Consider the following 18887-nt stretch of genomic DNA (forward strand, 5'->3'; position numbering starts at 1 on the left):
GTTTTGATAAATTAGGAAAAATTTTTCTCACATGAAAATGGACAAAATGGGTCAATTTAATAACAACAAAGGAAATTGGTTTATAGGCTACGCTTATTGAGAAAGGTGGATTCTTATGCTAGATTTTACCTGGAAGTTTTTCTCCAAAACAGGAAGCATTGAAACGTACTTGCTTTTGAAAGAAATGGAAAAAGACGTAAACGATGAGATGGATCAACATGAAGAGGAGCTAGCGCATCTAGACTCTCCAATTTCTTGACCCGTTTTGTTCAAACCTTGGATGGTGACGAACATGTTTCAAAAAGTTGAGGGCATCGTTATCCGTACGACAGATTACGGAGAAACGAACAAGATTGTTACAATATTCTCAAGAGAATTGGGTAAGGTAAGTGCAATGGCAAGAGGAGCGAAAAAACCGAAAAGCCGGTTAGCATCTGTTTCGCAACTTATGACCCATGGTAATTTTCTTATTCAAATGGGATCTGGACTTGGAACTTTGCAACAAGGCGAGATTATTTCAACTATGAAAGAAATTCGCGAGGATATATTTTTAACTGCTTATGCATCATTTATTGTTGAGTTAACTGATAAAGCAACAGAAGATAAAAAACATAATCCATATTTATTTGAAATGTTATATCAAACGTTGCATTATATGTGTGAGGGTGTTGATTCAGAAGTATTATCATTAATTTATCAAACGAAAATGCTTCCGGTATTAGGGATGCGCCCGTACTTTGATACATGTGCGATTTGTCATCAAGAAACAGATTTTGTCGCCTTCTCTGTCCGGGAAGGCGGTTTTCTGTGCTCGCGTCATGCTGAGCAAGACCAGTATCGTATACCAGTGGGGGAAGCTGTTCATAAATTATTACGTCTTTTCTACCACTTCGATTTACATAGACTTGGTAATGTATCGGTGAAGGATAGCACAAAAAAACAAATGCGTTTAGTATTGAATACATATTATGATGAATATTGCGGGATTTATTTGAAGTCAAGACGTTTCTTAGAACAACTTGATAAGTTTCAAATATAATTTGGGGCCGTATACGGTCCTTTTTACATCCTATCTTTTTCAAATAGCATATTTAGTATATAATATTTAAGAGATAGTATAACTTTTTTCGTTGTGCATTAAAGGTGGTGATTATCATAGAGCTGAATAAACGGCAAGAACATATCATTCAGATTGTAAAAGATCACGGTCCTATTACAGGGGAGTCAATTGCTGCGCAATTAGGATTAACACGTGCAACACTAAGACCAGACTTAGCAATTTTAACGATGGCTGGTTATTTAGAAGCGCGTCCACGCGTAGGTTATTTTTATACGGGTAAAACCGGGGGGCAGCTATTATCTGAGGCTGTTAAGAAAATTAAAGTACAAGATTATCAATCTAGACCAGCTGTAATTGATAAAAATGTATCAGTATACGATGCGATTTGTACAATGTTTTTAGAGGACGTAGGTACCTTATTTGTTGTAGATCAGGCGATTCTATTAGTTGGTGTTGTGTCTCGTAAAGATTTATTAAGAGCTAGCCTTGGAAAGCAGGATTTAACCTCTCTTCCGGTTAATATTATCATGACAAGGATGCCAAACATTGCGATGTGTCGTAGAGAGGATTCTTTGTATGATATTGCGATGGAATTAATAGAAAGACAGATTGATGCGATGCCGGTTGTGAAAGATACGAAGCAAGGTTTAGAAGTGATTGGACGAATTACAAAAACAAATATTACACGTGCGTTTGTAAACTTAGTAAATAACGAATAAGTGTAATTTGTTTAAAGTGAGGTAATATAATGGATAATAAAATCGTATATGTCGTATCTGACTCTGTTGGAGAAACGGCTGATTTGGTTGTTCGAGCAGCGATGGGGCAATTCCCATTTGCTCCTGATATTAGACGTGTACCGTATGTAGAAGATACAGGGACATTAAAAGAAGTGATTTCGATTGCTAAGAGCAATCAAGCGCTTATTTGTTTTACGTTAGTAAAGCCTGACATGCGTCAGTATTTAGTGACAGAGGCTGCGAAAGAAGGCGTAGAGGCATATGATATTATCGGGCCTCTTATCGATCAAATTGAAGAAATTACAGGGCAAGTACCAAGATATGAGCCGGGTGTTGTTCGTAGATTAGATGAAGAATACTTTAAAAAGATTGAAGCGATTGAGTTTGCTGTAAAGTATGATGATGGTAGAGACGCGCGTGGTATTTTAAAAGCAGATATCGTGTTGATTGGGATTTCGCGCACATCAAAAACACCACTTTCTCAATATTTAGCTCATAACAAACGTTTGAAAGTTGCTAATGTACCGCTCGTACCAGAAGTAGATCCGCCTGAAGAGTTATATCAAGTGGCTAAAGAAAAATGCTTCGGTTTGAAAATTACGCCAGAGAAGTTGAATCATATTCGAAAAGAGCGATTGAAATCACTTGGACTAAGTGATGGTGCAACATATGCCAATATTAATCGTATTAAAGAAGAAATTGATCACTTTGAGAATGTAGTTGGTAAAATAAATTGTCAAGTAATTGATGTATCGAATAAAGCGATTGAAGAAACAGCCAACATTATTGTGAATGCAGTGCAAAACCAAAAATTGTTTTAGCACATTTACCAAAGGTGAATGTGCTTTTTTCGCTCGTGAGAAACACAATACCTGTTAATTTCGTAATAGATTATAGCGGAGTGGTTATACTTATATTCTTCTGTCTTTTTATTATGCTAAAGGCAGGGTTTCGTTATCCTGAAATAGAAGATGAAAAAATAAAGGGATATGTAGCGTAGTTGAAGAAAATATATTATAATAAAAAATTGTGATAAAAACCTATATTTTACGTTTAGACTTTAATTTTTCAGAATAAACTAGGGATAGGATTTACGAAAAGACATGTAATTACGTTAAATCGACAAAATCTATACAAGAAAACGCACATTATGGAAGGATTCGCAGAAGGGATGTAGAATACAGAAATATGCAAAACATCAATATCGTATTAGTTGATGCAGATGCATAGCCTGTGAATGCTGAAAATTGTGCAAGTTGGAACGAAAGTTCATGTCGAAATTTTGTTTGTCACATCGTATGCTCATCGTTTAAGGAAGTAGCAAGGGAAATTGGATCTACGTAGATACTGAATAAGCTACAGTTGATTTTTTATATGTATCAACATGCAAAAAAAACAGATCTCGTGATCACATAGGATATGGTGCTTGCTAGTCTTCTTGTAAAAAGTGTATATGTATTGTCTCCAGGAGGTACATTTGTAACAGGTGAGCAAATGGATACAATTTTATATAGTAGGTACGTATCTGCGAAATTACGCAGAAAAGGGCCTACAAAATCGTTTGATAACGTGATCGACAACACTTTCTAATAAGTTTAGAAAAAATATTGTCGAATTATAAAGGAATTTTTTAATTTTTATCGAATACAAAATACGACACGGAGATGGATTTATGGGGAACAGAATTCCCGAAGAAGTTGTTGAACAGATTCGGACGTCATCGGATATTGTAGAAGTGATTGGTGAATACGTTCAACTTAGAAAACAGGGGCGTAACTATTTTGGCCTTTGTCCATTTCATGGTGAGAATTCTCCTTCATTCTCTGTTTCATCTGATAAGCAAATTTTTCATTGCTTCGGATGTGGAGAAGGTGGAAATGTATTTTCCTTTCTAATGAAAATGGAAGGATTGGCTTTTACCGAGGCTGTTCAAAAGCTAGGTGAAAGAAATGGAATGGCGGTTGCAGAGTATACATCAGGGCAAGGACAACAAGAAGACATATCTGATGACACTGTCATCATGCAACAGGCTCATGAACTTTTGAAAAAGTACTATCATCATTTATTAGTAAATACAGAAGAAGGAAATGAAGCACTTTCGTATTTGTTAAAACGTGGTATTACGAAAGAGATGATTGAGAAGTTTGAAATTGGTTATGCGTCACCTGCTTGGGATGCAGCAACGAAAATTTTACAAAAAAGAGGTTTATCGCTGTCTAGTATGGAACAAGCTGGTCTTCTCATAAGAAGCGAGAAGGATGGTAGTCATTATGATCGCTTCCGTGGAAGAGTTATGTTTCCAATCTATACGTTACAAGGTAAAGTGATAGCGTTTAGTGGAAGAGCATTAGGAGATGACACTCCAAAATATTTAAATAGCCCTGAAACACCGATTTTTCATAAAAGTAAATTGTTGTATAACTTCCACCAAGCGAGGCCGTTTATTAGAAAGCGTGGGCAAGTGGTCCTTTTTGAAGGGTATGCCGACGTAATGGCTGCGGTAAAAAGTGGTGTGGAAGAAGCTGTCGCGACAATGGGAACAGCTTTAACTGAAGAACAAGCAAAACTTCTGCGACGTAACGTTGAAACTGTTGTTCTTTGCTATGATGGTGATAAAGCAGGGCGAGAAGCAACGATGAAAGCAGGGCAATTATTGCTAAAAGTTGGTTGCCAAGTGAAAGTTACATCCTTGCCAGATAAGCTTGATCCTGATGAATATGTGCAACAATATGGGACAACTGCTTTTGAAAATCTTGTGAAATCAAGTATAAGTTTTGTTGGTTTTAAAATAAATTATTTGCGTTTAGGGAAAAATTTGCAAGATGAGTCTGGCAAAGAAGAATATGTGAAAAGTGTTTTAAAAGAGTTATCGTTGCTACAGGATGCGATGCAGGCAGAATCATATTTGAAGTCATTATCGCAAGAATTTTCGTATTCAATGGAAACTCTTTTGAATCAATTGCACCAATATCGCAAAGAACAAAAGGTACAGCAAAAACAAGTAAAGCAGGTTTCTAAGCCGTCTCAAATTGTTCAAACAAAACCGAAGTTAACAGGTTTTGAAAGGGCAGAAAGAGAAATTATTTATCATATGTTGCAAAGTCCAGAAGTGGCTGTTCGTATGGAATCCCACATAGAAGATTTTCATACAGAAGAACATAAAGGGATTTTATATGAACTATACGCATATTATGAAAAGGGAAATGAACCTTCAGTCGGAACATTTTTAAGTTGGCTCTCTGATGAGAAGTTGAAAAATATTATCACTGATATTTCGACGGATGAATTTATTAATCCAGAATACACAGAAGAAGTGTTACAAGGCCATTTGGAGACGCTCAGCCGTCATCAAGAAAAACTTGAAAAGATGGAAATCATCTTTAAGGTAAAACAAATGGAAAAAACAGATCCTGTAGAGGCTGCTAAATATTATGTAGCATATTTACAAAATCAAAAAGCGAGAAAATAGCTTTTTTGATAAATTTTTAGTATAATGAATGTTTGTATCTCGCGTAAGGAGGGGAACAGATGGCTGACAAACCAGCTCGTTCTAAACAAATTGAAACTGAAATGACCCTTGAGCAAGTGAAAGAACAACTCACTGAGCTCGGAAAAAAACGTGGCGTTCTTACATATGAAGAGATTGCAGAACGCATGAATGGATTTGAAATTGAATCCGATCAAATGGATGAATACTATGAATATTTAGGTGAACAAGGGATTGACTTAGTTGGTGACAATGATAACGACGAAGGTCCTAATAATCGCCAAATTACAAAAGCGGAAGAAGAATTTGACCTTAATGATTTAAGTGTACCACCTGGGGTTAAAATCAATGATCCCGTTCGTATGTATTTAAAAGAAATTGGTCGTGTAGATTTACTATCTGCAGAAGAAGAAATTCGACTTGCAACGCGTATTGAAGAAGGCGATGAAGAAGCGAAACGTCGTCTTGCAGAAGCAAACTTACGTCTTGTAGTAAGTATTGCAAAGCGCTACGTGGGCCGTGGTATGCTTTTCTTAGACTTAATCCAAGAAGGGAATATGGGTCTAATTAAAGCGGTTGAAAAGTTCGATTATCGTAAAGGTTTCAAATTTAGTACGTATGCAACTTGGTGGATTCGCCAAGCGATTACACGTGCGATTGCAGACCAAGCACGAACAATTCGTATCCCAGTTCATATGGTTGAAACGATTAATAAGTTAATTCGTGTACAACGTCAATTACTACAAGATTTAGGACGCGAACCATCTCCTGAAGAGATTGGTGAAGAAATGGATCTTGCTCCAGAAAAAGTACGCGAAATCTTAAAAATTGCACAGGAGCCAGTTTCTCTTGAAACACCGATCGGTGAAGAAGATGACTCCCATTTAGGTGATTTTATTGAAGACCAAGAAGCAACATCGCCTGCGGACCATGCAGCGTATGAATTGCTAAAAGAACAATTAGAAGATGTGTTAGATACACTAACAGATCGTGAAGAAAATGTTCTACGTCTTCGTTTTGGTTTAGATGATGGACGAACTCGTACGCTTGAAGAAGTTGGGAAAGTATTCGGCGTAACGAGAGAACGTATCCGTCAAATTGAAGCAAAAGCACTTCGTAAATTAAGACATCCAAGCCGTAGTAAGCGTCTTAAGGATTTCTTAGAATAGGCTACCTTTAAGTTTACTTCACCTTTGTGAAGTAAACTTTTTTATTTTGTTAACTTTTGTTAAACTTTAGCTATCAGCAACGATTACAATTTCTTGTAATTTATTTTACAGAATTGTCTTTTGATTTGCAAATGCTCATTTTTCGATTTTTCGATTAATTTTGTGTATTCTATACAAAAATATATGTAGAAAAGTGAAAAATATGATGAGAAACGTTAATAATTATCGAAATAATAAGCGATATAACAATAAAAAACAATAAACTGAATTTATGGAATATTTTTAACGATTAGTAGTTTACTCTTTTCTGATAGAGCGTTTTCAAGTACAATGGAAATGACTGAATCATCTAACTATTTAGGGGTATAGAGGGGGGAGAAGAGATATGAAACGTAATCCGCTGATTCCGTTCGCTCTTATTGCAGCATTAGGTATTATCGTTATGTTTGTATTTTCATTTCAGGGGCTAAATAAATCTAAAGAGTTAGCTGATGCAAAAAATGGCGGGAAGCCAGCACAAACAGCATCAAAACCAGAGGATATTGTGAAGCAAAGCTGTACGAGCTGCCACGGTGATCAGTTACAAGGGGCAGTAGGACCTAATTTACAAAAAATTGGTGGAAAACTTTCAAAAGATGAAATTAAAGAAATTCTTTCGAAAGGAAAAGGAAATATGCCTGCCAATATAGTTCCAGCTGATCAAGCCGCTAAAGTAGCTGATTGGTTATCGAAGAAAAAATAAAGTTCCGTATGACAAGCCTTTTGCTTATGCAAAGGGCTTGTTTTTCTATATTTTCTAAAATACGATGAGTGATAGAGAAGTGAATTGTTTTTATAGGCTTGCAACAACGACTATAAATTCATTATCATGGAGACAGACTGACAAGAGAAGGAGTAATGGAAATACATGAATGAAGTAAAGCTTTCAAAACGATTAGAAGAAGTAGTGCGTGAAATACCGGTAGGATCTACAGTAGCTGATATTGGATCGGATCATGCGTATTTACCGTGTTATACAATTATAAATAATATTGCTACAAAAGCAGTTGCTGGAGAGGTTGTAGATGGACCATTTCGCTCTGCACAAGCAACTGTAGCTGAAAGTGGCTTACAAGATAAAGTAGATGTGCGTAAAGGGAATGGATTAGCTGTTATCGCGCCAGGAGAAGTAGATGTAATTACGGTTGCTGGAATGGGCGGAGCGTTAATTCGTGACATTTTAGAAAGTGGTAAAGAAAAATTAGAAGGGGTAACTCGTTTAATTTTACAGCCGAATATTGCAGCGCATCACATTCGTGAATGGTTTATTGAGAATGGATGGGAGCTTATCCATGAAAAAATCGTAAAAGAAGATGGGAAAATTTACGAGATTTTAGTAGGCGAGCGAGGAGACGTTGCGGTGCCTTATTCTGAAAATAAACAAGCGGAATTATTTATGGGACCATTTTTAATAAAAGAAAAAGGTGAAGCTTTCGTTGAAAAATGGGAAGGGGAATTGAAAAACTTCCAAAATATTTTAAAGCAGTTAGAACGTGCGGCTGATTCTGAAGAAACAAAAGCGAAGCGTGCGGAAGTAGAAGCGAAAATGAAAATGATACGGGAGGTTTTATCATGAGTAAAATTCCAAATGGCCATGAAATTATTTCTTTATTTGAAAGTATGTATCCGAAGCATTTGGCGATGGAAGGAGATAAGATTGGCCTGCAAATTGGAGCGCTTAATAAACCCGTACAACACGTATTGATTGCGTTAGATGTAACGGAGGAAGTTGTGGATGAAGCAATTCAATTAGGGGCGAATGTCATTATTGCGCATCACCCTTTAATTTTTAATCCGTTAAAAGCGATTCATACAGATAAAGCGTACGGAAGAATTATTGAAACGTGTATTAAAAATGATATTGCCATTTATGCAGCACATACAAATGTGGATGTTGCTAAGGGTGGGGTAAATGATTTACTTGCTGAGGCGTTAGGATTGCAAAATACAGAAGTTTTGGCACCGACATATGCAGAAGAAATGAAAAAAGTTGTTGTGTTTGTGCCAGTAACTCATGCAGAAGAAGTACGAAAAGCATTAGGAGACGCAGGTGCTGGTCATATCGGCAATTATAGCCACTGTACGTTTAATAGCGAGGGTACAGGTACGTTTGTACCTCAAGAGGGAACAAATCCTTATATCGGGGAAACTGGGCAGTTAGAACGCGTAGAAGAAGTGCGAATCGAAACGATAATTCCAGCTTCACTACAGCGAAAAGTGATTAAAGCAATGGTAACGGCACATCCATATGAAGAAGTAGCATATGATGTGTATCCACTTGATAACAAAGGTGAAACATTAGGGCTTGGAAAAATAGGATATTTACAAGAAGAAATGACACTTGGACAGTTTGCGGAACATGTAAAGAAATCATTAGATGTAAAGGGTGCACGAGTTGTTGGGGATTTAAATGATAAAGTGCGCAAAGTAGCTGTACTTGGTGGCGATGGTAACAAATACATCAATCAAGCTAAATTTAAAGGAGCGGATGTATATGTAACAGGTGACATGTATTATCATGTTGCTCATGATGCGATGATGCTCGGTTTAAATATAGTTGACCCAGGACATAACGTTGAAAAAGTAATGAAGCAAGGTGTACAAAAGCAATTACAAGAAAAATTGGATGACAAGAAACTCAATGTACACATTCATGCTTCGCAATTACATACAGATCCATTTACATTTGTATAAGAAAAATAAAAACCGTTGCTTATAGGCAACGGTTTTTATTATTGTTCTTTTTTCACTTTTACACGAGGCAATATTTTTTGTAATGGTACTTTTCGAACTCTCTCCCATGTAGCGGGATTCATTGGATCATATTGATCTAAGAAAGCGATAACTTCTTTTGTAATTGGAGTTGGAGTAGAAGCACCTGCTGTAACAGCTACGTTTTCTACACCTTGTAGCCATTCTAATTTAATCTCACTTACGTCTGCAACGCGGTATGCTTTCGTACCAGCGATTTCTTGTGATACTTGTGCTAAACGGTTTGAGTTGTTACTTTTCGGATCACCGACAACAATTGTTAAGTCTGCAACATCAGCTTGTTTAGCGACAGCTTCTTGGCGAACTTGAGTTGCTAAACAAATTTCCTTATGGAATTCTGCTGTTGGGAATTTCTTCTGAATGTCCTCCATTAAATGTTGAACATCCCATTGGCTCATCGTTGTTTGATTTGTAACTAAAATTTTATCTGTTGGAATTTCTAATGTTTTTAAATCATCAGCTCTTTCGATAAGGTGAACGATGTCAGGTGCAATACCAACTGCACCTTCTGGTTCTGGATGATTTTTTTTGCCGATATAAATGACATGGTAACCTTCAGCTTTCTTTGCTTCAATAAGGTCATGTGTTTTTGTAACATCTGGACAAGTGGCATCGATTGTCGTTAAACCTTTTTCTTTTGCACGTTGTTTAACTTCTGGAGAAACACCGTGTGCAGTGAAAATAACAGTACCAGAATCGATTTTATCTAAAATTTCTAATCGACTTGGACCGTCTAATGTAATGATGCCATCTTCTTCGAATGCATCTGTTACATGTTTGTTGTGAACAATCATACCTAAAATATAAATAGGTCTTGGTAATGATGTATCTAATGCGGCGTTACGTGCAATAACCATCGCGTCCACAACACCGTAGCAATAACCACGAGGGGAAATTTTAACAATTTTCATATGAGTAATCCTCTCCTTCTAAACAAGGGATACTTTTGTGCATAGTCTTTTACATTATAAAGGAGGAATGGATAGAAAACAAAGGATTGTTACACATATAGTTTTGGTTTTGTTGCTATTTTTTGAACAGGCTCCTCTCGTAATTCTTTTTCTATGACAGGCTCAATCACTATTTTTTTTCTTTTTCTTTTTTTTTGTGGAGGAGGCGGAGTTGCTACCTCAACCTTTTCTGTTATGTCTTCAGTTGGATTTTTAGTTGGATCTTCTTCCGTACTTTTTCCAGAGGTGAGGATTTTAACAATGCTTGGTAGGTTACGCATAATAGGACCGTACTGTTCGACGACAGGGCTTACAGATTGAACGACTTGGGATACTTTTTCAATATTGTTTATCATATTAGTTGGATTCGAAATTAAATTTGCAAAAAAACTGCCGATGCCGCTACTTGATGCTGCTGTAGTTGCTGCACCGCCGCGCGTTTCATTTGATTCATACATTTGAGGGGGAATCATTTGCTCTGGATGTTGCTGCATGTATGGTTGATATTGTTGTGAGTATTGCTGCGGGTATTGTTGTTGGTATTGGTATTGTTGTTGGTATTGGGGCGGCGGTTGCTGGTGCATCATTGGCGGCGGTCCATCCATTTGTCGATAAGGTGGAACCATTTGCATGAAAGGCTCGGTTGGATCGTGTTTTTTAAAGAGTTTAGCAAGGAACCCTTTCTTTTTTTGTGCCATCGGTGGTAGTTGTGGAATTGGATATGGTGTATAAGGTTGCTGTCCTTGATTCGGATACATTTGCCTTGTGTGGGATTTTGGAAACATGTGAGAAATCCTCCTTTCTTCAGTTAGGTATATACACATACAATATGCAATAAGAGGGAAGAAGGTTAGTTTTTGAAGTAAAAACCTAAACTAAAGATGGATTTTACTTGTAGATTTCGATATAATGTAGACTTGGCTGATTTGTGCGCGCAGTAGAAATTTAGAAAGAAGGTGTAACTTATGACACAACAAACTTTTACACAGTATGATTTTAAACCATTTTTAATAGATGCAGTTCGTGAACTACGCTTTACAGAGCCGACAGGAATTCAAAAGAAAATTTTCCCGGTCGTGAAAAAAGGTGTAAGTGTAATTGGACAATCCCAAACAGGTTCTGGGAAAACACATGCATACTTACTTCCTACATTGAACAGAATTAATGCAAGTCGTGAAGAAGTACAACTTGTTATTACAGCGCCTACTCGTGAGTTAGCACAACAAATTTACGAAGAAATCGTGAAATTAACAAAGTTTTGTGCGGAAGATCAAATGATTACAGCACGTTGTTTAATTGGTGGAACTGATAAACAACGATCAATTGAAAAGTTGAAAAAACAACCTCATATTGTAGTTGGAACACCAGGACGTATTAAAGATTTAGTGGAAGCACAAGCATTATTTGTTCATAAAGCAAATACTATTATTGTCGATGAAGCAGACTTAATGCTTGATATGGGATTCATTCATGATGTAGACAAAATTGCATCACGCATGCCTAGAAACCTGCAAATGCTAGTTTTCTCTGCAACAATTCCTCAAAAACTAAAACCGTTTCTGAAGAAATATATGGAGAATCCAGAGCATATTCATATCAATCCAAAACAAGTTGCGGCTGGGAATATTGAGCATTATTTAGTACCTTCTAAACATCGTAACAAAATCGATTTAGTGAACAAAATGTTGCTACAATTTAAACCGTATTTAGCAGTTGTTTTCACGAATACGAAGAAGATGGCGGATCAGGTTGCTGACGGATTAATGGAACGTGGCTTAAAAGTTGGACGAATTCACGGAGATTTATCACCGCGTGATCGTAAAAAAATGATGAAACAAATTCGTGATCTTGAATTCCAATATATTGTTGCAACTGATTTAGCAGCACGTGGTATTGATATTGAAGGAATTAGTCATGTTATTAACTACGAACTTCCATCAGATTTAGATTTCTTCGTTCACCGCGTTGGAAGAACAGCACGTGCGGGGCATTCAGGTATTGCAGTGACGATTTATGATCCAGCAAACGAAGAAGCGTTAGATAGTTTAGAAAAACAACGTCATATTGAGTTCAAGCATGTAGAGTTACGCGGAGATGAGTGGGCGGATTTAGGTGAACGTCGTCGTCGTAAGAGCCGTAAAAAACCAAATGATGAACTTGATGTTATGGCAACGAAAGTTATTAAAAAGCCGAAAAAAGTAAAACCAAACTATAAACGTAAACTTGCAACAGAACGTGATAAAGTGAAGAAAAAATATAGCAATAAAAAAAGATAAGGGGAGCCCCCTTATCTTTTTTTATCCGGATATTTGCGGGATAATAATCGGTGGGGAATGAAAAAACACTGATTAAAGTTTCGGTGTAGCTAGTTACAATTTGCGTAGTGTTTTAGGAACAAACAATTCGCTACATATTTCTACAAATTATGCTATCATTATATCTATTGTATATTGAAGAGGTGATTGTATGTTAAAGATTGGATCTCATGTTTCTATGAGTGGTAAGAAAATGTTATTAGCAGCAAGTGAAGAGGCTGTTTCATACGGTGCAACGACGTTTATGATTTATACAGGTGCACCGCAAAATACACGAAGAAAACCAATTGAAGAATTGAACATAGAAGCAGGAAGAAAACATATGGAACTAAACGGTATTGAGGAAATTATCGTACATGCGCCATATATTATTAATCTTGGGAATACGACGAAGCCAGAAACATTCCAATTAGGTGTAGACTTCCTTCGCATGGAAATTGAAAGAACATCGGCATTAGGTGTAGCGAAACAAATCGTTCTTCACCCAGGTGCGCACGTTGGTGCAGGAGCGGATGCTGGTATTCAACAAATTATTAAAGGGCTTAATGAAGTATTAATGCCAGAGCAGACGGTTAACATTGCGTTAGAAACGATGGCAGGAAAAGGAACAGAATGCGGTCGTAGCTTTGAAGAAATTGCAAAGATTATTGATGGTGTAAAATATAATGAAAAATTATCAGTATGCTTTGATACGTGTCATACGCACGATGCAGGATATGATATTGTAAATGATTTTGACGGCGTATTAAATAAATTTGATAAGATTGTTGGTATGGATCGTTTGCAAGTACTTCATATTAATGATAGTAAAAATGTATGCGGCGCAGGAAAGGACCGTCATGAAAATATCGGCTTCGGTCATATCGGTTATAAAGCGTTACATCATATTGTGCATCATCCGCAGTTAATGCACGTACCAAAAATTCTTGAAACGCCATATGTAGGTGAAGATAAAAAAGATAAGAAGCCACCATATAAATTAGAAATCGAAATGCTGAAAAATGGTACTTTTGATGAAGGAATTCTTGAGAAAATTAAAGCGCAATAAGCAATAAGGAGGGGATTTTCCCCTCCTTATTTTAGTAGTTGCTGAAATAAAGTATTTACTTGTTGGGCAGTAGCAGGGGAGGTTACTTTTGCTATTTGTTTTAAGAGCTCTAGCCGTTCGTCATTATCGTAAATGTTAATATTCTTTCCTTTCATAAGTAAAACAATTTGATCCGCTTGTGCAGTCGTAATAGAAACTTCATATTCTTTACTATATTTCAATAACTCTTTTGTAGAAATATGATTTAATTTTTTATTTACAAGTTGTTTAATGAGGTTCATCGAGTTATCCTCCTTCACACGTTCTTCTATCGAAATATATGAGTACGTAGCTTGTACATATTCGTATAGAGTTTCTTTTTCCATGAGAAAAAGAAGCGTATGTTATAATATAAGGACAAAACTATAGAAAAAGAGTATAAGGAGGACCTATGGAACAAAAGCAACATCGAAAAGAAAGTGTTATCCATCTTATTTATCGTTTAGTTATGATTATTTTTGGGGCAGCATGCGCAGCGGTAGCGATTGAACTATTTTTAATGCCAAATAAAATTATTGATGGTGGAATTATTGGTATTTCTCTTATATTAGATTATCTTACTCCTAATATTTGGTGGTTAAGTTTCTCTACTTTAGTCGTTATTCTCAATATCCCATTTATGTATTCAGGTTATAAGCAAATCGGGAAAACGTTCATGTTATCTTCGGCGTTCGGTATTGTAGCTTTAGCGTTTATTGAATCAACGTTACATGCTGTTCCGCCATTTACAACAGAGCCGATTTTAGCAACAGTGTTTGGTGGTCTTATTTTAGGTATTGGTGTAGGGCTCGTTATTCGCCATGGTGGATCAATGGACGGAACAGAAATTATGGGTATTTTATTAACGAAGAAATTACCTTTCTCTGTTGGCGAATTTGTAATGTTTGTGAACTTATTCATTTTTGCATGGGCAGCATTTGTATTTGGTGTTGAACAAGCTATGTATTCTGTTATGACGTACTATATCGCATTCAAAACAATTGATACAGTCATTCAAGGTTTAGATGAAACGAAAGCAGTTTTAATTGTATCAGATCAATATGAGGAAGTATCAAATGCGATTTTGCATCGTCTTGGTCGTGGAACTACAAAGCTTGTAGCGAAAGGCGGTTACACGGATAAAGAAAAAGAAGTTATTTATGCAGTTGTAACGCGTCTGGAAGTGACGAAGTTAAAATCAATTGTGTATGAAATTGATGCGAATGCGTTTGTTACGATTATGAATACACAAGAGACAAATGGTGGTAAGTTTAAATCGGCTATCCACTAGAAAATTTATCCAGTAAAAACCCTCGCCAATCGTTAGGGGATGGTCTCATCTGATTAAGGTTTCATTTTATAGGAATATTTTTCGGAAGCAGAGAATTTTTCTCTGCTTTTTGTTATAATAGTAAGGTTTCTTGAAAAAATTGATATATTTTAGGCAGATTGGTTTACAACTATAATAAGCTGTACTATAATTCAAATAGATATAAATCGGAATCATTCTGAATTAAAATAGGTGAGATGCTATGAATAATATATTAGAAATAGAAGGATTGTCATTTCGATATGAAGATCGAAATGTGTTAGAAGATATTAATTTGCAAGTTCCGAAGGGAGCTTTTTTAGGTTTAGTTGGGCCAAATGGTTCTGGGAAATCTACTTTGCTAAAATGTTTATTAGGCGTTTTAAAGCCAAAACAGGGAAGTATTCGTTTGTTTGGTGTTGACAGTAAGAAGTTTAAAGAATGGAACAAAGTTGGTTATGTGTCGCAAAAGGCAAATAGCTTTAATTCTGGTTTTCCGGCCACTGTTTTTGAAGTTGTATCAATGGGACTCGTTTCGAAAAAAGGGCTGTTTCGCTTTTTCACGAAAAACGATAAGGAAAAGGTAGAAAAAGCGATTGCTGATGTAGGGATGAGTGCGTTTCAAGGGCGCAATATCGGAGAACTTTCTGGTGGACAACAACAGCGTGTATTTATTGCTCGTGCGCTCGTTAGTGATCCTGAATTACTTATTTTGGACGAGCCCACTGTTGGAATCGATGTGAAGAATGTAGAAAGTTTTTATGAGATATTAGAGGATTTAAACAAAAGGTTAGGAATCACATTAATTCTCGTTACTCATGATATGGGAGCTGTTACAGAGAAGGTAACACATGTTGCATGCTTAAACCAACATCTACATTTCCATGGAAATGTAGAGAAGTTCCGAGAGTTAGAAGATGCAGAAATGTCCGTCTTATATGGACATCATGTTCATCGTTTAGAACACGAGCATGAGCATCACGGGAGGATATAATGATACAAGATTTTTTACAATATGACTTTTTACGGAACTCTTTATATGCAGGGATTTTAATAGGACTTGTTGCGCCGCTTATCGGTGTATTTGTTGTCATTCGCCGAATGTCGCTTATTGCGGATGCTTTAAGTCACGTGACATTATCGGGTATTGCTGCAAGTTTACTACTAGAAAAAACAATTTTCACAGGAGGATTTTTAAATCCGTTATATATGGGAATGATTTTTTCTATTGGTGGGGCGTTACTAATTGAAAAATTACGTACTGTATATAAACATTATCAAGAATTAGCAATTCCGATTATTCTTTCAGCAGGAATGGGGATTGGGGTTATTTTTATATCACTTGCAAATGGATTTAACACTGATTTATTTAGTTATTTATTTGGGAGTGTAAGTGCTGTAACAAGTACGGATTTAATAATCATCGGCATTGTAGCAATTGTTGTTATTGTAACGATCACTTTATTATACAAAGAGTTATTTTTACTATCGTTTGATGAGGAATATGCTGTATCAACCGGTTTGAGTGCAAAGTGGATTCACTTTATTTTCATTATATTGGTTGCTCTTGTTATTGCAGTATCAATGCGTGTAGTAGGGGTTCTTCTCGTATCATCATTAATGACGTTACCAGTTGCAGCAAGTATTCGTATTGCGAATGGATTTAAACAAACAATTTTCTTTTCCATTTTATTTGGTGAAATTGCAGTAATTGGTGGAATGTTTGCTTCATATCAACTTGATCTAGCACCAGGTGGTACAATTGTTATGATAGCAGTTCTTATTTTAATTGGTGCGATTTTATGGAAAAAGAAAAAAACTGCATAAAGTAGGGATAGATATGAATCTAACAGAAGCTTTACGCCTAATGAAAGATAAAGGATACAAACATACGGGGAAAAGGGAAGAAATGCTCAGGTTATTTGCAGCTCACAATCGTTATTTAACGGCGAAAGACGTTTTAGAGCATATGAAGGATGATTATCCAGGTCTTAGCTTTGATACGATTTATCGTAACTTAACGGTGTTTGCTGAAATCGGTGTTTTAGAACAAACGGAATTAAATGGTGAAAAACATTTTCGTTTTACATGTTCTATTATGGAACATCATCATCATTTTATTTGTTTAGATTGCGGGGGAACGAAAGAGATTACTTCCTGCCCGATGGATTTTATGAATAAAGATTTTAACGGTTATGAAGTAACCGGTCATAAGTTTGAAATATATGGCCGTTGTCCAAAATGTGCAAAATAAGAACTCGTCGGTTACATAACTGACGAGCTTTTTTACGTAAAAAAGAAGGTTGCCCACAAATATTGTGGCAACCTTCTTTTTATTGTTCTTGTGTTTCTTTTTCTTTTTCTCGTTCAGCAGCCATTTCAGCAGCAATTACATCAATTTCTTTTTTCAGTTCTTCTACCATTATTTCTTCTGGTACTTTACGAACAACTTGCCCTTTACGGAATAATAATCCTTCTCCACGTGCACCGGCAATACCGATATCAGCTTCACGAGCTTCACCAGGACCGTTTACAGCGCAACCAAGTACTGCAACTTTAATTGGTACTTTTAGTGTAGAGATGTATTCTTCCACCTCGTTAGCGATGCTAATTAAATCAATTTCAATACGACCACAAGTTGGACAAGAAATAAGTGTTGCTGCATTAGATGCAAGACCGAATGACTTTAATAGTTCACGCGCAACTTTTACTTCTTCAACTGGGTCAGCACTTAATGAAATGCGTAGTGTATTTCCGATGCCTTTATTTAAGATTGCGCCAAGACCAGCGGCACTTTTTACAGTTCCGGCAAATAATGTTCCGGATTCTGTAATACCTAAATGTAATGGGTAATCAAAAGCACGAGCAGCTTTTTCATATGCTTCAATTGCTAAGTTAACATCAGAGGCTTTCATAGATACGATAATATCGTGGAAATCTAAATCCTCTAAAATTTTAATGTGATGTAGGGCGCTCTCGACCATACCATCTGCAGTTGGGTATCCGTACTTTTCTAAAATGTGACGTTCTAATGAACCTGCGTTTACACCGATACGGATTGGAATACCGCGTTCTTTTGCTGCATTTACAACAGCTTCTACTTTATGGCGACGACCAATGTTACCTGGATTGATACGTACTTTATCAATGCCACCTTCAATTGCTTTTAAAGCAAGACGATAATCAAAATGAATATCAGCAACAAGTGGAATGTTGATTTGTTTTTTAATATCAGCAATAGCATTTGCTGCGCGTTCGTCTGGAACAGCAACACGGACGACTTGACAGCCAGCTTCTTCTAAACGTTTAATTTCAGCAACTGTTGCTTCAACATCATGTGTTTTTGTTGTTGTCATACTTTGTATAATTAATTCATTATTACCGCCAATTGTTAAATTACCGACTTTAACTGGACGTGTTTTTGTACGATGAGTCATTTCATTCACGAATAGATCGCTCTCCTTATAAAAGAAGTTTCTTATTTAGTCCCTCATATCAATGAAAGTATACGTGATACAGGGCTATAGAAACCGAAGTGCTCGGTTTCACTTTTACTATTGTATCAGCGCCTTTATGTAATTGACAAGGATTAAGTGATTGCTCATTGATATAACGGGAATTTATAAGACTTTCCAATTTGTATTTTTGTAGCAGATGTACTTTTGTTTAGTTGTTTAAAGTCATCAATTACCTTTTCAATGGAAGGGATTTTTTTCTTATTGATTTGTTCGGTAATAGAAAGAACTGTCTCACCTGTTTTGACTTCGATTGTTTTATAAGTTACATCTGTTTCTTTTTCTGCTTTGTTCTCTTTCTTTTGTTTTGTATCTGTATTTTCTTGCTTTATCATTTGGGCAGCGGTTGTTTTTTTATATGAACTTAACATCGGTAAAGTGCCGATTTTTATATCGTAATAAAATATATAACCAAGAACAAGCACGAATAAGAATATACCTAATCTTTTCATATTCTTCACTCCT

At 36.3% G+C, this 18887-nt stretch carries 21 protein-coding genes; 16 read left to right on the forward strand and 5 right to left on the reverse strand.

What is annotated here, in order from left to right; all coding sequences use genetic code 11:
- Positions 1-115 precede the first annotated feature (115 nt).
- The 10 genes from RBB48_RS01910 to RBB48_RS01955 all read left to right on the forward strand — a co-directional run bounded on the left by RBB48_RS01910 (position 116) and on the right by RBB48_RS01955 (position 9189).
- On the forward strand, positions 116-259 hold the full coding sequence (locus RBB48_RS01910) for a YqzL family protein (protein WP_000883924.1): 144 nt from the start codon (positions 116-118) through the stop codon (positions 257-259).
- Between the two features lie 33 nt (positions 260-292).
- Positions 293-1039: a DNA repair protein RecO gene (recO, locus tag RBB48_RS01915; RefSeq protein WP_000487012.1), complete on the forward strand. Its 747-nt coding sequence runs from the start codon at positions 293-295 to the stop codon at positions 1037-1039.
- A 107-nt stretch (positions 1040-1146) separates the two neighbouring features.
- Positions 1147-1779, forward strand: a complete 633-nt coding sequence (ccpN, locus tag RBB48_RS01920) for a transcriptional regulator CcpN (RefSeq protein WP_002077328.1) — start codon at positions 1147-1149, stop codon at positions 1777-1779.
- A gap of 29 nt (positions 1780-1808) precedes the next feature.
- Positions 1809-2621: a pyruvate, water dikinase regulatory protein gene (locus RBB48_RS01925; protein WP_000368941.1), complete on the forward strand. Its 813-nt coding sequence runs from the start codon at positions 1809-1811 to the stop codon at positions 2619-2621.
- Between the two features lie 598 nt (positions 2622-3219).
- A complete protein-coding gene (locus RBB48_RS01930; protein ID WP_179862445.1) occupies positions 3220-3390 on the forward strand; it encodes a DUF188 domain-containing protein in 171 nt (56 codons plus the stop codon).
- 82 nt (positions 3391-3472) lie between these two features.
- Complete coding sequence (gene dnaG, locus RBB48_RS01935; RefSeq protein WP_000528234.1) at positions 3473-5269, forward strand: DNA primase; 1797 nt, start codon at positions 3473-3475, stop codon at positions 5267-5269.
- A gap of 59 nt (positions 5270-5328) precedes the next feature.
- Positions 5329-6456 (forward strand): RNA polymerase sigma factor RpoD, encoded by a 1128-nt coding sequence (gene rpoD / locus RBB48_RS01940; RefSeq protein WP_000764061.1) that lies wholly within the window; start codon positions 5329-5331, stop codon positions 6454-6456.
- A gap of 385 nt (positions 6457-6841) precedes the next feature.
- Positions 6842-7198 (forward strand): cytochrome c550, encoded by a 357-nt coding sequence (gene cccA, locus RBB48_RS01945; protein WP_000828141.1) that lies wholly within the window; start codon positions 6842-6844, stop codon positions 7196-7198.
- A gap of 165 nt (positions 7199-7363) precedes the next feature.
- The gene (locus RBB48_RS01950) at positions 7364-8071 is read left to right on the forward strand and encodes a tRNA (adenine(22)-N(1))-methyltransferase (protein ID WP_088608156.1); all 708 of its coding nucleotides are present in this window, start codon (positions 7364-7366) and stop codon (positions 8069-8071) included.
- Positions 8068-9189: a Nif3-like dinuclear metal center hexameric protein gene (locus RBB48_RS01955; protein ID WP_088608155.1), complete on the forward strand. Its 1122-nt coding sequence runs from the start codon at positions 8068-8070 to the stop codon at positions 9187-9189. Before RBB48_RS01950 ends, RBB48_RS01955 begins: the two co-directional genes overlap by 4 nt.
- A gap of 38 nt (positions 9190-9227) precedes the next feature.
- Here RBB48_RS01955 and RBB48_RS01960 read toward each other — a convergent pair whose 3' ends face one another.
- Complete coding sequence (locus RBB48_RS01960) at positions 9228-10178, reverse strand: 4-hydroxy-3-methylbut-2-enyl diphosphate reductase (RefSeq protein WP_087985254.1); 951 nt, start codon at positions 10176-10178, stop codon at positions 9228-9230.
- A gap of 89 nt (positions 10179-10267) precedes the next feature.
- Positions 10268-11002 carry a VrrA/YqfQ family protein gene (gene vrrA, locus RBB48_RS01965; protein WP_097907663.1) on the reverse strand — a complete coding sequence of 245 codons (735 nt, stop codon included), beginning with the start codon at positions 11000-11002 and terminating at the stop codon, positions 10268-10270.
- 180 nt (positions 11003-11182) lie between these two features.
- Here vrrA and RBB48_RS01970 point away from each other — a divergent pair, with 180 nt between their 5' ends.
- Both RBB48_RS01970 and RBB48_RS01975 read left to right on the forward strand, forming a co-directional pair.
- The gene (locus RBB48_RS01970; protein ID WP_000194012.1) at positions 11183-12493 is read left to right on the forward strand and encodes a DEAD/DEAH box helicase; all 1311 of its coding nucleotides are present in this window, start codon (positions 11183-11185) and stop codon (positions 12491-12493) included.
- A 190-nt stretch (positions 12494-12683) separates the two neighbouring features.
- Positions 12684-13580, forward strand: coding sequence for a deoxyribonuclease IV (locus tag RBB48_RS01975; RefSeq protein ID WP_088064422.1), 897 nt, complete (start codon positions 12684-12686; stop codon positions 13578-13580).
- Between the two features lie 26 nt (positions 13581-13606).
- Here RBB48_RS01975 and RBB48_RS01980 read toward each other — a convergent pair whose 3' ends face one another.
- Positions 13607-13861, reverse strand: coding sequence for a DUF2624 domain-containing protein (locus tag RBB48_RS01980; RefSeq protein ID WP_001048965.1), 255 nt, complete (start codon positions 13859-13861; stop codon positions 13607-13609).
- Between the two features lie 149 nt (positions 13862-14010).
- On the opposite strand from RBB48_RS01980, the gene RBB48_RS01985 reads away from it, so the two are divergent.
- The 4 genes from RBB48_RS01985 to RBB48_RS02000 all read left to right on the forward strand — a co-directional run bounded on the left by RBB48_RS01985 (position 14011) and on the right by RBB48_RS02000 (position 17161).
- Positions 14011-14889, forward strand: a complete 879-nt coding sequence (locus RBB48_RS01985; protein WP_000435955.1) for a YitT family protein — start codon at positions 14011-14013, stop codon at positions 14887-14889.
- A gap of 241 nt (positions 14890-15130) precedes the next feature.
- A complete protein-coding gene (locus RBB48_RS01990) occupies positions 15131-15901 on the forward strand; it encodes a metal ABC transporter ATP-binding protein (protein ID WP_001059648.1) in 771 nt (256 codons plus the stop codon).
- A complete protein-coding gene (locus RBB48_RS01995; protein ID WP_000613823.1) occupies positions 15901-16734 on the forward strand; it encodes a metal ABC transporter permease in 834 nt (277 codons plus the stop codon). The genes RBB48_RS01990 and RBB48_RS01995 overlap by 1 nt, the downstream gene beginning before the upstream one ends.
- A gap of 13 nt (positions 16735-16747) precedes the next feature.
- Entirely contained in the window at positions 16748-17161 is a 414-nt protein-coding gene (locus tag RBB48_RS02000; protein WP_001054512.1) for a Fur family transcriptional regulator, read from the forward strand.
- 79 nt (positions 17162-17240) lie between these two features.
- On the opposite strand, the gene ispG is transcribed toward RBB48_RS02000, so the two are convergent.
- Positions 17241-18344 (reverse strand): flavodoxin-dependent (E)-4-hydroxy-3-methylbut-2-enyl-diphosphate synthase, encoded by a 1104-nt coding sequence (gene ispG / locus RBB48_RS02005; protein ID WP_075308387.1) that lies wholly within the window; start codon positions 18342-18344, stop codon positions 17241-17243.
- Positions 18345-18508: 164 nt separating this feature from the next.
- A complete protein-coding gene (locus RBB48_RS02010; RefSeq protein ID WP_306007348.1) occupies positions 18509-18874 on the reverse strand; it encodes a hypothetical protein in 366 nt (121 codons plus the stop codon).
- Between the last annotated feature and the right edge of the window lie 13 nt (positions 18875-18887).

The organism is Bacillus sp. MMSF_3353 (assembly GCF_030733445.1).
Lineage (GTDB): Bacteria > Bacillota > Bacilli > Bacillales > Bacillaceae_G > Bacillus_A > Bacillus_A wiedmannii.

Excerpts from the sequence above, each read along its gene's own strand:
- RBB48_RS01910 (WP_000883924.1), top strand. The coding sequence starts at position 116 with ATGCTAGATTTTACCTGGAAGTTTTTCTCCAAAACAGGAAGCATTGAA.
- recO (WP_000487012.1), top strand. The coding sequence starts at position 293 with ATGTTTCAAAAAGTTGAGGGCATCGTTATCCGTACGACAGATTACGGA.
- RBB48_RS01925 (WP_000368941.1), top strand. The coding sequence starts at position 1,809 with ATGGATAATAAAATCGTATATGTCGTATCTGACTCTGTTGGAGAAACG.
- RBB48_RS01930 (WP_179862445.1), top strand. The coding sequence starts at position 3,220 with ATGGTGCTTGCTAGTCTTCTTGTAAAAAGTGTATATGTATTGTCTCCA.
- dnaG (WP_000528234.1), top strand. The coding sequence starts at position 3,473 with ATGGGGAACAGAATTCCCGAAGAAGTTGTTGAACAGATTCGGACGTCA.
- rpoD (WP_000764061.1), top strand. The coding sequence starts at position 5,329 with ATGGCTGACAAACCAGCTCGTTCTAAACAAATTGAAACTGAAATGACC.
- cccA (WP_000828141.1), top strand. The coding sequence starts at position 6,842 with ATGAAACGTAATCCGCTGATTCCGTTCGCTCTTATTGCAGCATTAGGT.
- RBB48_RS01950 (WP_088608156.1), top strand. The coding sequence starts at position 7,364 with ATGAATGAAGTAAAGCTTTCAAAACGATTAGAAGAAGTAGTGCGTGAA.
- RBB48_RS01955 (WP_088608155.1), top strand. The coding sequence starts at position 8,068 with ATGAGTAAAATTCCAAATGGCCATGAAATTATTTCTTTATTTGAAAGT.
- RBB48_RS01960 (WP_087985254.1), bottom strand. The coding sequence starts at position 10,178 with ATGAAAATTGTTAAAATTTCCCCTCGTGGTTATTGCTACGGTGTTGTG.
- vrrA (WP_097907663.1), bottom strand. The coding sequence starts at position 11,002 with ATGTTTCCAAAATCCCACACAAGGCAAATGTATCCGAATCAAGGACAG.
- RBB48_RS01970 (WP_000194012.1), top strand. The coding sequence starts at position 11,183 with ATGACACAACAAACTTTTACACAGTATGATTTTAAACCATTTTTAATA.
- RBB48_RS01975 (WP_088064422.1), top strand. The coding sequence starts at position 12,684 with ATGTTAAAGATTGGATCTCATGTTTCTATGAGTGGTAAGAAAATGTTA.
- RBB48_RS01980 (WP_001048965.1), bottom strand. The coding sequence starts at position 13,861 with ATGAACCTCATTAAACAACTTGTAAATAAAAAATTAAATCATATTTCT.
- RBB48_RS01985 (WP_000435955.1), top strand. The coding sequence starts at position 14,011 with ATGGAACAAAAGCAACATCGAAAAGAAAGTGTTATCCATCTTATTTAT.
- RBB48_RS01990 (WP_001059648.1), top strand. The coding sequence starts at position 15,131 with ATGAATAATATATTAGAAATAGAAGGATTGTCATTTCGATATGAAGAT.
- RBB48_RS01995 (WP_000613823.1), top strand. The coding sequence starts at position 15,901 with ATGATACAAGATTTTTTACAATATGACTTTTTACGGAACTCTTTATAT.
- RBB48_RS02000 (WP_001054512.1), top strand. The coding sequence starts at position 16,748 with ATGAATCTAACAGAAGCTTTACGCCTAATGAAAGATAAAGGATACAAA.
- ispG (WP_075308387.1), bottom strand. The coding sequence starts at position 18,344 with ATGACTCATCGTACAAAAACACGTCCAGTTAAAGTCGGTAATTTAACA.
- RBB48_RS02010 (WP_306007348.1), bottom strand. The coding sequence starts at position 18,874 with ATGAAAAGATTAGGTATATTCTTATTCGTGCTTGTTCTTGGTTATATA.